Origin of the sequence: Streptomyces sp. NPDC086835, from assembly GCF_044745705.1 — a bacterium.
In the GTDB taxonomy this organism is placed as follows: Bacteria; Actinomycetota; Actinomycetes; order Streptomycetales; family Streptomycetaceae; genus Streptomyces.
The window spans coordinates 1-11,858 of sequence record NZ_JBIVAU010000014.1 but is presented as its reverse complement, the minus strand read 5'-3'; the positions used below and the strand labels follow the sequence as shown (position 1 = coordinate 11,858).

The window sequence follows — 11,858 nt, the reverse complement described above, 5'->3', positions numbered from 1 at the left end:
TGGATCTTCCCACTCTGTCCATCCTTGGGCAGGCGGCCGAAACGGTTCGTCGGCAAGGAGAGGTGAGCGTGGAGAAGCAGGAAGGCCCGGACGCCGCCCAAGTGCGGCTCGAGGACCCGTGGTACGACGCGCTGGCCTCGGGCTGGAGCGACCGGGACAGCACCGGAGCCCCTGCCCCCCGAGCGCCGCTCGCCGGGGAGGACCTGACGGCCGGACGCAGCGCCGCCGACATCTATCTGGAAGTGCAGCGCAGCGAGGCCTTCCAGGAAGTACGCGCCCGCTACCGGCGGTTCGTCGTGCCCGCGTCCGCCGCCTTCCTCGTGTGGTACCTGGCGTACGTCGTCGCGGCCACGACCGCGCCGGGGCTGATGGCCAGGCCGGTGGCGGGAGCGGTCAATGTGGCGATGGTCGCGGGACTCGCACAGTTCCTGACCACCTTCCTGCTGACCTGGGCGTACACCCGCCACGCCAGGCTGCGGAGGGACCGGGCCGCGCTCGATCTGCGGTGGGACACGCAGGAGATGACGAGAGGGGCCGGGCGTTGAACGGGGACCACCAGGCGCTCGCCCTGCTGCTGTTCAGCGCGTTCATCGCGGTCACCCTCGGCATCACCACCTGGGTGAGCCGCAACAGGCATGGTTCAGCAGAGGAGTTCTACGCGGGCGGGCGGCTGTTCTCCCCGATGGAGAACGGCTTCGCCATCGCCGGTGACTACATGTCGGCCGCCTCCTTCCTCGGCATCTCAGGGCTCATCGCGCTCTACGGCTACGACGGGATGCTCTACTCCGTGGGCTTCCTCGTCGCCTGGCTCGTCGTGCTCCTGCTCGTAGCCGAACTCGTCCGCAACTGCGGCCGGTTCACCCTCGCCGACGTCATCGCCGCCAGGATGAAGGAACGGCCGGTGCGCATCGCGGCCGGAACCTCCTCGGTCACCGTCTCCGTCCTGTATCTGGTGGCGCAGATGGTGGGAGCCGGGAGCCTGGTCGCGCTGCTGCTGGGCGGCACGAGTGAGGCCGCCCGGTCGTGGACCGTCATCGGCGTGGGAGCGCTGATGGTGATCTACGTGTCCATGGGAGGGATGCGGGCCACCACCTGGATCCAGATCGTGAAGGCCGTGCTGCTGATGGCGGGCGCGATCGCGATGACCGTGCTGGTGCTGATGCGATTCCACGGCGACTTCAACCAGTTGCTCGACTCCGCCGCCACACGCAGCGGTCACGGCAAGGACTTCCTGGCCCCGGGCCTCAGGTACGGCGGGGACTGGATCGCCCGTCTGGACTTCATCAGCCTCGGCCTGGCGCTCGTGCTGGGCACGGCGGGACTGCCGCACATCCTGGCCCGCTTCTACACCGTGCCGACCGCGCGGGCCGCCCGCCGCTCGGTCGTCTGGTCCATCGGTCTCATCGGCAGCTTCTACCTGATGACGATCGTGCTCGGTTTCGGAGCGGCCGCGGTGGTCGGCACGGACGAGGTCCGGGCGTCCAACGCCGCCGGCAACACGGCCGTGCCGCTGCTCGCCCTCGACCTCGGCGGTGGGGCGGGGTCCACCGGGGGCGCCGTCCTGTTCGCGGTCGTGGCCGCCGTGGCCTTCGCGACCATCCTGGCCGTCGTCGCGGGGATCACGCTGGCCTCCTCGGCCTCCGTCGCGCACGACCTGTACGCGACGCTGCGGCGCCGGCGCGCGGCCGGGCCGGCGGGCGCGGAGGACGGCGACGGCCGGTACAGCGAGGTCGCCGTCGCCCGGATCGCCGCCGTCTGCATCGGCGCCGTCGCCATCGCGCTCGGTCTGCTGGCCCGCGACCTGAACGTCGCGTTCCTCGTCGGCCTGGCCTTCGCCGTGGCCGCCTCCGCCAACTTGCCCGTCCTGCTCTACTCGCTGTTCTGGCGGAACTTCACCACAGGTGGCGCTGTCTGGTCCGTCTACGGCGGGCTGGTGCCCGCGGTGCTGCTCGTCCTGGTGTCGCCGGTCGTCTCCGGCAGTGAGCGGTCGCTCTTCCCGGGTGTGGACTTCCACCTCTTCCCGCTGGAGAACCCGGGGCTCGTCTCCATCCCGTTGGGCTTCCTGGCGGGCTGGATCGGCACGGTCGTCTCCTGTGAGCCGCCGGACGCGGCGAAGCACGCCGAGACCGAGGTGCGGGCGCTGACGGGAGCGGGCGCCGTCTGACGCCGTGGTGCGGGTCGTGACGTTTGACGGAGTCCGGGCCCGCGGCGTCAGGTACTCGCCACCCACACGTAACGGTGCTCGGGGCGGCCCGTCTCGCCGTACCTGAGAGTCAGCCGCACCCTGCCCGCCCGCTCCAGGAGCTTCAGATAGCGCTGCGCGGTCTGCCGGCTCACGCCCGCCCGTTCCGCGATCTCCTGGGCCGACAAAGGGCCGTCGGCGGCCAGCAGCACCTGGCGTACCAGTTCTGCCGTGGTGGGGGAGTGCCCCTTCGGGAGTTCCGGGGCGATCGAGCCGGCCGACAGCGTGCCGAAGATCCGGTCGACCTCGGCCTGCTCGGCCTCGCCACCGCCGTCCAGGGCGCGCCGCAGCGTCGCGTACGCCTCGAGCTTGGCCCGCAGCCCGGCGAAGTTGAACGGCTTGACCAGGTACTGGAGGGCGCCGTGGCGCATCGCCGCCTGGACGGTCGCCACGTCCCGGGCGGCCGTCACCATGATCACGTCCGTCTGGTGGCCGAGCGCGCGGAGCTCACGGACGACCGACAGCCCGTTCTCGTCCGGCAGGTAGTGATCGAGCAGGATCAGATCGACGGGCGCCTCGGCGATCCTCGCGAGCGCCTCCGTGGCCGAGTGGGCCTCCGCGACGACCCGGAAGCCCGACACCTTGGCGACGTAGGCCGCGTTGATGCGGGCGACCCGGACGTCGTCGTCCACGACCAGTACGTCGATCATCGCGTCTGCCGGACCTCTCGTGCGCCGCCTGCCCGTCCCGGTGCGCCGGTCTCTCCCGGATCCGGTGCGTCGAGCGGTCGGGGAATCCGTGTGAGGTCCTCGTCCGGACCGGTCTCTGCCAGGGCGTCGGGCAGTACGACGACGAATTCGGCGCCCTTGGCGGCCGACTCGCGGACCGTGGCGCTACCGCCCTGCCGCTCGGCGAACCTGCGGACCAGCGGCAGCCCCAGGCCGCGCTTGCCGTGGGCCGGCAGTTCCTTGGTGGTCCACCCCTCGGTGAAGATCAACTCGCGGTGTTCGGCCGGGACACCGGGACCGCTGTCGGCGACCCGGAGGATCACCGTGCTGCCGACGGTGTGCAGCTCGACCTCGATCTGCGGGTCCGGTGTGCCCGCTGCCGCGTCCAGCGCGTTGTCGACCAGATTGCCGACCATCGTCACCAGTCCGCGCGGGTCGACCAGCCGGTCGGGCAGCAGGGAGGCGGGGGCGATCCGCAGCGACACCCCGCGCTCGGCAGCGACCGTCGCCTTGCCGACGAGCAGGGCGGCGAGCAGCGGATCGTGGATCTTCTCCGTGACCTGCTCCGCGGTGGCCCGGTGCACCCCGACGACCTCGGTGACGAACTCCACCGCCTCCTCGTGCATCTCCAGCTCCAGCAGGCCGAGCAGGGTGTGCAGGCGGTTGGCGTGCTCGTGGTCCTGCGCGCGCAGGGCGTCGATCAGCCCGCGGGTGGAGTCCAGCTCCCGGCCCAGCCGCTCCAGTTCCGTGCGGTCGCGGAGGGTGACGACGGCGCCGCCGTCGTCGGTCGGCATCCGGTTGGCGACGAGGACCCGGCTGCCCCGTACCGTCAGCAGGTCGTCGCCGCTCACCCGGCCCGCCAGGACGTCACTGGTGCGTCCCGCGCCGAGAACCTCGTCCAGCGGCCGTCCGGTGGCCTCCGGCCCCACCCCGAGCAGCCGCTGTGCCTCGTCGTTCAACAACCGCACCCGCCCGGCCGTGTCCAGGGCGACGACGCCTTCCCTGATGCCGTGCAGCATCGCCTCGCGCTCGGCGAGCAGGGCGGAGATGTCGGAGAAGGCGAGGTCATGGGTCTGCCGCTGGAGCCTGCGGGAGATCAGGTACGCGGCGAGCGCCCCGACGGCGAGTGCGCCGCCGGCGTAGGCGAGCAGTCCTGGGATCGCCGCCAGCAGCCGGGCCCGCACACTGTCGTACTCGATGCCGACGGACACCGCGCCGACGATCCGGCCGTCCGCGTCGCGCAGCGGCACCTTGCCGCGGGCGGAACGGCCGAGGGTGCCGCTGTCGATCTCCATCACGTCCCGACCGGCCAGCGCCTCGCTCGGGTCGGTGGAGACGATCCGGCCGATCTGGGCGGGGGAGGTGTGTGACCAGCGCACGCCGCGCCCGTCCATGATCACGATGTACTCGGCGCCCGTGGCCTGCCTGATCCGTTCGGCCTCCGCCTGGACCGGGCCGTCGGCGGTCGGCCGGGAGCCGGTCACGTCCTCGGCGAGCTCGGGTGACGCGGTGGTCTCCGCGATGGCGAGCGCGCGGCGCATCGCCTGGTCGTCGAGCTGGGCGCTGAGCGGGGCGAGGAAAAGGCCGGTGGCCAGCGCGATGACCCCGGTGACGATCGTCAGCTGCATCAGCAGGACCTGTGAGAAGACCCGCTGCGGCCAGCCGAACCGCCGTCGCCGGGCGGGGGCGGTCGGAACGGGACTCATGCCTAGGAACGGTAAGGGCAGCCGTCCGCTTTCCGAAATTGTGGTCTCCGCGCAAATGACTTGCGCTCCTTGCGGCCATTTTTCATTTTCCTGACAGCGCGAATGAAAGCCCCTGGTATCGGCAGATGCGCGGCGGGTCAGGGGTGCGAGGCGGTCGGAGAGGGGGTTGCCGCGACAGTGGACGACCCGGCATATCTCTGCAACTCTCTGACCGCTAAACGCAAAAGGTGCAGCACTTTGCCGCATAAATGCTGCTGCACCGATGAGTCGTCAGAGCCGCGCCCTCGTCGCACCAGAGCACGGGGCCGAAGATCGGGGACAGATGAGACCGCAACGCTGGAGATGGCGGGTCCTCTCCGCCGTGATCACCACAAGTCTTTTGATGCTCGGCCGGCCTTCGTGGACCGCCTCGGCGGCCGACGGTCCGGACATCGCCGCGGGCCGCCCGGCGACCGCGAGCAGCTCGCACAGCGAGTACGCCGCCGCCAACGTCACGGACGGCGACCAGTCGTCGTACTGGCAGAGCGCAGGGAGCACGCTGCCGCCGTGGGTGCAGGCCGACATCGGCAGCACCACCGGCGTCGACGAGGTCGTGCTGAAGCTCCCGGCCGGCTGGGAGAGCCGGACGCAGACCCTGTCCGTCCAGGGCAGCGCCGACGGCACCAGCTTCAGCACCCTGAAGAGCTCGGCCGCCTACACCTTCGCACCGGGCTCGGCCAACACGGTGTCCGTGTCCTTCCCGTCGGCCCGCGCCCGCTACGTGAGAGTCCACATCACCGCCAACACCGGCTGGCAGGCGGCCCAATTGTCCGCGCTGGAGGTCCGTGCCGCCGACGGGTCCTCGGGGAACCTCGCCCGTGGCCGCACGCTCACCGCGAGCAGCCACACCGAGGTCTACTCGGCCGCGAACGCGGCCGACGGGAACAGCGCCAGCTACTGGGAGAGCCGCAACCACGAACTCCCGCAGTGGATCCAGGCCGACCTCGGCTCGTCCGTGCGCGTCGACCGCGTGGTGCTGCGGCTGCCGGACGGCTGGGGCGCACGGACCCAGACACTGAAGATCCAGGGCAGCGCCAACGGCTCCGACTTCACCGATCTGACCGCTTCCAGCGGCTACGTGTTCGACGCGGCGGGCGGCCATGCGGCGACGATCGCCTTCGACGCCGCCACGACCCGGTACGTACGCGTCCTCGTCAGCGCCAACACCGGGCAGCCTGCCGCCCAACTGTCCGAGCTCGAGATCTACGGACCGGCGACAGGCGACACCAAGGCTCCGAGCGCCCCGGCGGAGCTCGCCTTCACCGAGCCGGCGACCGGCCGGATCCAGCTGACCTGGAAGGCGTCGACCGACGACACGGCGGTCACCGACTACGACGTCTATGCCGACAATCAGCTGCTCGCCGCCGTGGCGGGCGACGTGACCACGTACACGGACACAAGGCCCTCGAACGTCACCGTCTCCTACTACGTGCGGGCCAGGGACGCGGCCGGGAACCAGTCCGCGAACAGCAACACCGTGACCCGCAGGGCCGACTCCGGTGACACGCAGGCCCCGACCGCGCCGTCGAACCTGTCCTTCACCGAGCCGGTCGCCGGGCGGATCGTCCTCACCTGGGGCGCCTCCGTCGACAACACCGAAGTGGCGGGTTACGACATCTACGCAGACAACGTCCTGCGCAAGAGCGTCGCCGGCGACGTGACCACCTACACGGACACCCGGCCCGTGTCGGAGACGGTGACCTACCGGGTGCGCGCGAAGGACGCGGCCGGGAACGAGTCGGGCGACAGCAACAGCGTCACCCGCAACGGCTCCACGGACTCCGCCTCCAACCTCGCCGTCTCCAAACCGATCACCGCGTCCTCCGTGATCCACACCTTCGTCGCCCAGAACGCCAACGACAACGACGTGACCACCTACTGGGAGGGTGCGGCCGGCAGTTACCCGAACACGCTCACCGTGAAGCTGGGCGCCGACGCGGACGTCAGCGCCGTCGTGCTCAAGCTGAATCCGGCCGGCGCCTGGGGCGCCCGCACACAGAACATAGAGGTGCTCGGGCGCGGGCAGAACGCCTCAGGGTTCACCGGCGTGGTGGCGGCGAAGGACTACGCCTTCGACCCGGCGCGCGGCAACACGGTCACCGTCCCGCTCGACGCCCGTCTCGCCGACGTCCAGCTCCGGTTCACCTCCAACACCGGCGCCACGGCCGGGCAGATCGCCGAGTTCCAGGTGCTCGGTGTACCCGCTCCCAACCCGGACCTGTCGATCACCTCTGTGTCCGCGTCGCCGGTCTCGCCCGTCGAGTCGGACGAGATCACCTTGTCGGCCACCGTACGCAACAGCGGCCCGTCCGCCGCTCCGGCGAGCGCCGTCGCGCTGCGGCTCGGGGACACCAAGGTGGCCACCGCCCAGGCCGGCCCGCTGGCGGCCGGGGCGCAGACGACGGTCAGCGCCTCCATCGGGACACGCGAGGCCGGTAGTTACCAGCTGAGTGCCGTCGCCGACGAGGCGGACGCGGTCATCGAGCAGAACGAGACGGACAACACTTACACCAGCCCCACCGCTCTGGTGGTGAAGCCGGTCGCGAGCTCGGACCTGGTGGCCGCCTCCGTCTCCACCTCGCCGTCCTCGCCGGCGGCCGGTGACAGCGTCACCTTCTCCGTCGCCGTCAGGAACCAGGGCACCACCGCGTCCGCGGGCGGCAGCCACGGTCTCACCCTCGCTCTTGTCGACTCCCGGGGCGCGACGGTCAGGACCTTCACGGGCGCCTACAGCGGCGCCGTCGCCGCCGGTGCGACGACGGCGCCGGTGAACCTCGGGACCTGGACGGCCGCCGACGGCTCGTACACGCTCAGGGTGACCGTCGCCGCCGACGCCCACGAGCTGCCGGTCAAGCGCGGGAACAACACCAGCACCCAGGCGTTCTTCGTCGGTCGTGGCGCCGACCTGCCGTTCGACATGTACGAGGCCGAGGACGGCACGGCCGGCGGCGGCGCGCAGGTCGTCGGCCCGAACCGGACGGTCGGCGACATCGCCGGTGAGGCGTCGGGCCGCAAGGCGGTCACCCTCGACAGCACCGGCGAGTACGTGGAATTCACGAGCCGGGCGAGCACCAACACCCTCGTCACCCGCTTCTCCATACCGGACGCGCCAGGGGGCGGCGGCATCGACGCCACCCTGAACGTGTACGTCGACGGCGTCTTCCGCAAGGCGATCGACCTGACGTCCAAGTACGCCTGGCTGTACGGGGCCGAGGCCTCGCCGGGCAACTCTCCCGGGGCGGGAGCTCCACGCCACATCTACGACGAGGCACACATCATGCTGGGCGGGACCGTCCCCGCGGGCAGCACGATCAGGCTGCAGAAGGACGCGGCCAACACATCGTCGTACGCGATCGACTTCGTCAACCTCGAGCAGGTCGCCCCGGTCGCGAACCCGGACCCGGCGTCGTACGCCGTGCCCGCCGGGTTCACCCACCAGGACGTGCAGAACGCCCTGGACCGCGTCCGGATGGACACGAGCGGCAAGCTCGTCGGTGTGTACCTGCCGGCGGGCGACTACCAGACGTCGAGCAAGTTCCAGGTGTACGGCAAGGCCGTGCAGGTGACGGGTGCGGGCCCCTGGTTCACGAAGTTCCATGCCCCCTCCACCCAGGACAACACCGACATCGGGTTCCGGGCCGAGGCGTCGGCGAAGGGGGCGTCGTTCAGGAACTTCTCCTACTTCGGCAACTACACGTCCCGCATCGACGGTCCGGGCAAGGTGTTCGACTTCTCCAACGTGTCGGACATCGTCATCGACAACATCTGGAACGAGCACATGGTGTGCCTCTACTGGGGGGCCAACACCGACCGGATCACCGTCAAGAACTCCCGCATCCGGAACATGTTCGCCGACGGCATCAACATGACCAACGGCTCGACCGACAACCTGGTCTCGAACAACGAGGCCAGAGCGACCGGCGACGACAGCTTCGCGCTCTTCTCGGCGATCGACGCGGGCGGCGCGGACATGAAGAACAACGTCTACGAGAACCTGACCTCGATCCTCACCTGGCGCGCGGCGGGCATCGCCGTCTACGGCGGCTACGACAACACCTTCCGCAACATCCACATCGCCGACACCCTGGTCTACTCCGGGATCACCATCAGTTCCCTGGACTTCGGCTACCCGATGAACGGTTTCGGCACCGGACCGACGACCGTCGAGAACGTCTCCGTCGTCCGGGCCGGCGGCCACTTCTGGGGGGCGCAGACCTTCCCCGGCATCTGGCTGTTCTCCGCGGACAAGGTCTTCCAGGGCATCCGGGTCAACAATGTCGACATCGTGGATCCGACGTACAGCGGCATCATGTTCCAGACCAAGTACGAGGGAGGACAACCGGAGTTCCCGATCAAGGACACCGTCTTCACCGACATCTCGATATCCGGCGCCCGCAAGAGCGGTGACGCCTTCGACGCCAAGTCCGGCTTCGGTCTATGGGCGAACGAGATGCCCGAGAGCGGACAGGGCCCGGCGGTCGGCGAGGTCACCTTCAACGGCCTGAGGCTCAGCGGCAACGCGCAGGACATCAGGAACACGACCTCCACCTTCAAGATCAACATCAATCCGTAGGGCGGGCAGGGCGAGGTCCGGTCGACGATCGGGGTGAGGCCCCGGTCGACGATCGGGCCAGCGCAAGCCACTTGCGTGGCTTGCGCTAGCCTTGCGCGTATGACGCGACGACTTGCTCAGGTGGCGAAGAAGGTTGGAGTCAGCGAGGCCACGGTCAGCCGGGTCCTCAACGGCAAACCAGGAGTCTCCGAGGCCACCCGCCAGTCCGTGCTCACCGCGCTGGACGTCCTCGGCTACGAGCGGCCCACCCAGCTGCGGGGCGAGCGGGCGCGGCTGGTCGGGCTCGTGCTGCCGGAACTGCAGAACCCGATCTTCCCCGCCTTCGCCGAAGTCATCGGCGGGGCGCTGGCCCAGCAGGGACTCACCCCCGTGCTGTGCACGCAGACCAAGGGCGGCGTCTCCGAAGCCGACTACGTGGAGCTGCTGCTCCAGCAACAGGTGTCCGGCGTCGTGTTCGCCGGAGGCCTGTTCGCGCAGGCGGACGCCCCGCACGACCACTACCGGCTGCTCGCCGAGCGACAAATCCCTGTCGTGCTCGTCAACGCCTCCATCGACGGCCTGGACTTCCCGTGCATCTCGTGCGACGACGCCGTCGCCGTCGAGCAGGCGTGGCGGCACCTCGCCTCGCTCGGCCACGAACGCATCGGCCTCGTTCTCGGCCCCGGTGACCATGTGCCCTCCCGCCGCAAGCTGGCGGCCGCCCAGGCGGCGGCAGAAGCGGCCGGGACGGAGCTGCCGGAGGAGTACGTCGAGCGCTCGATGTTCTCCCTCGAGGGCGGTCAGGCCGCGACCGGTCGGCTCCTGGAGCGGGGCGTCACCGGCATCATCTGCGCGAGCGACCCGCTCGCACTCGGCGCGGTACGCGCCGCCCGGCGGCGCGGGCTCGCCGTACCCGGCGACGTGTCGGTCGTCGGCTTCGACGACTCGGCGTTCATGAACTGCACGGAGCCCCCGCTGACGACGGTACGGCAGCCGATCGAGGCGATGGGGCGGGCGGCGGTCGAACTGCTGACCGCGCAGATCCAGGGGGGCGAGGTGCCGCCGGGCGAGCTGCTGTTCGAGCCGGAACTGGTGGTCCGGGGGTCGACGGCGCAGGTGCGGCGACCCTAGCGGCGGGGCGGGGCGGGGCGGGGCGGGGCGGTTGCGCGGGGCCGTTTCCCCTTCCCCCATGCCGCGAATTTGCGGAGCCCGCGCAGCATCTTGCGCCCACCGCCCCCGTTCCGGCCGACCCATATCCTGGGGACCGAAGTGCAGCCAAGCCCTGGAGGTGCCGTCTTGAGCACGTCGCAGATCCCCGTCATCGTCCTCGCGGGCTTTCTGGGATCCGGTAAGACGACCTTGCTCAACCACCTGCTGCGGACCAGTCGCGGCACCCGGATCGGCGCGATCGTCAACGACTTCGGGTCGATCGAGATCGACGCGATGACGGTGGCCGGACAGCTCGGCGACTCCACGGTCTCCCTCGGCAACGGCTGCCTGTGCTGCGCCGTCGACGCGAGCGAACTGGACGTCTTCCTCGAGAAGCTCACCCGCCCGGCCGTCGGCCTCGATGTGATCGTCATCGAGGCGAGCGGGCTCGCGGAACCGCAGGAGCTCGTGCGCATGGTGCTGGCCAGCGAGAACGAGCGGATCGTGTACGGCGGTCTCGTCGAGGTCGTCGACGCGGCCGAGTTCGAGCAGACCCGGACACGGCACCCGGAGATCGACCGGCACCTCGGCGTGGCCGACCTGGTCGTACTGAACAAGGCCGACCGGGCCGGTGAGGACGCCCTGCGCGGGCTGCGTGAGCGGATCACAGGTCTCGCCGGCCGGGCCGCGGTGATCCCGGCGTCGTACGGCCGCGTCGACGCCGAGCTGTTCTTCGAACCGCGCCCGCCGTCGGAGCGCGTGGGCCAGCTCTCCTTCGACGATGTCCACGACGATGTCCACGACGACGAGCACGACGACGACCACGAACCCCACGCCCACGACTGCGGTGGCACCGGGCACGGCGGCCATCTGCACGCCGCCTACCAGAGCGCCTCGTTCACCTCGGACGACCCGCTCCATCCTCGCCGGCTGCTGGACTTCCTCGACTCACGGCCAAAGGGCCTCTACCGCATCAAGGGCTTCGTCGACTTCGGCGCTCTCGATCCCCGTAACCGCTACGCCGTCCACTCCGTCGGCAGGTTCCTGCGTTTTCGTCCCGAGCCCTGGCCGCCGGGTGACGGTGGGCGGCAGACGCAGCTGGTGCTCATCGGCTCCGGCATCGACGCCCCCGCCCTGCTGGCGGAGCTGGACGCCGCACGCGTCACCGGCGCGCAGGACGCCCCGGAGGAACACAGCATGTGGGGAATCCTGCGGTACGTACGCGACGAGTCCTCCGACGAACCGTCCGACATCCTCTCCGACATTGCGTCCGACATTGCGTCCGACATTGCGTCCGACGACCCGTCCGAGGATCTCCTGGTGAGCGACCGTCCGGACTGATCCGCGAAGGATCGGTCCGGACGGCCCCTTGCCGCACCACGTCCGAAGACGCGGCGTGGCCCTAGTTGTATTGATCACGAGCGTTGTTGACAGTCGCGGGTCTTGATCATGGCGAAGACCTCCGGTGTGGTGGAGGTGTCTAGGCTTCACACCACGCACGG

7 protein-coding genes are annotated in these 11,858 nt (G+C 70.2%); 5 read left to right on the top strand and 2 right to left on the bottom strand.

From position 1 onward, the window contains the following. Positions 1 to 68: 68 nt before the first annotated feature. Together ACIPJI_RS33070 and ACIPJI_RS33065 are read left to right on the top strand one after the other, a co-directional pair. A complete protein-coding gene (locus tag ACIPJI_RS33070) occupies positions 69 to 545 on the top strand; it encodes a DUF485 domain-containing protein (protein ID WP_307708660.1) in 477 nt (158 codons plus the stop codon). Then, positions 542 to 2,164 (top strand): cation acetate symporter, encoded by a 1,623-nt coding sequence (locus ACIPJI_RS33065; protein ID WP_402250546.1) that lies wholly within the window; start codon positions 542 to 544, stop codon positions 2,162 to 2,164. Before ACIPJI_RS33070 ends, ACIPJI_RS33065 begins: the two co-directional genes overlap by 4 nt. Positions 2,165 to 2,211: 47 nt before the next feature. On the opposite strand, the gene ACIPJI_RS33060 is transcribed toward ACIPJI_RS33065, so the two are convergent. Then, positions 2,212 to 2,892 carry a response regulator gene (locus tag ACIPJI_RS33060; protein WP_402250544.1) on the bottom strand — a complete coding sequence of 227 codons (681 nt, stop codon included), beginning with the start codon at positions 2,890 to 2,892 and terminating at the stop codon, positions 2,212 to 2,214. After that, on the bottom strand, positions 2,889 to 4,616 hold the full coding sequence (locus ACIPJI_RS33055) for an ATP-binding protein (RefSeq protein WP_402250542.1): 1,728 nt from the start codon (positions 4,614 to 4,616) through the stop codon (positions 2,889 to 2,891). Before ACIPJI_RS33055 ends, ACIPJI_RS33060 begins: the two co-directional genes overlap by 4 nt. 322 nt (positions 4,617 to 4,938) lie before the next feature. On the opposite strand from ACIPJI_RS33055, the gene ACIPJI_RS33050 reads away from it, so the two are divergent. The 3 genes from ACIPJI_RS33050 to ACIPJI_RS33040 all read left to right on the top strand — a co-directional run bounded on the left by ACIPJI_RS33050 (position 4,939) and on the right by ACIPJI_RS33040 (position 11,697). After that, complete coding sequence (locus ACIPJI_RS33050) at positions 4,939 to 9,228, top strand: discoidin domain-containing protein (RefSeq protein WP_402250540.1); 4,290 nt, start codon at positions 4,939 to 4,941, stop codon at positions 9,226 to 9,228. Positions 9,229 to 9,327: 99 nt separating this feature from the next. Further along, positions 9,328 to 10,338: a LacI family DNA-binding transcriptional regulator gene (locus tag ACIPJI_RS33045; RefSeq protein ID WP_356621877.1), complete on the top strand. Its 1,011-nt coding sequence runs from the start codon at positions 9,328 to 9,330 to the stop codon at positions 10,336 to 10,338. 165 nt (positions 10,339 to 10,503) lie between these two features. Further along, positions 10,504 to 11,697, top strand: a complete 1,194-nt coding sequence (locus ACIPJI_RS33040) for a CobW family GTP-binding protein (RefSeq protein WP_402250538.1) — start codon at positions 10,504 to 10,506, stop codon at positions 11,695 to 11,697. Positions 11,698 to 11,858: the final 161 nt, after the last annotated feature.

Excerpts from the sequence above, each read along its gene's own strand:
- ACIPJI_RS33060 (WP_402250544.1), bottom strand. The coding sequence starts at position 2,892 with ATGATCGACGTACTGGTCGTGGACGACGACGTCCGGGTCGCCCGCATC.
- ACIPJI_RS33055 (WP_402250542.1), bottom strand. The coding sequence starts at position 4,616 with ATGAGTCCCGTTCCGACCGCCCCCGCCCGGCGACGGCGGTTCGGCTGG.
- ACIPJI_RS33050 (WP_402250540.1), top strand. The coding sequence starts at position 4,939 with ATGAGACCGCAACGCTGGAGATGGCGGGTCCTCTCCGCCGTGATCACC.
- ACIPJI_RS33045 (WP_356621877.1), top strand. The coding sequence starts at position 9,328 with ATGACGCGACGACTTGCTCAGGTGGCGAAGAAGGTTGGAGTCAGCGAG.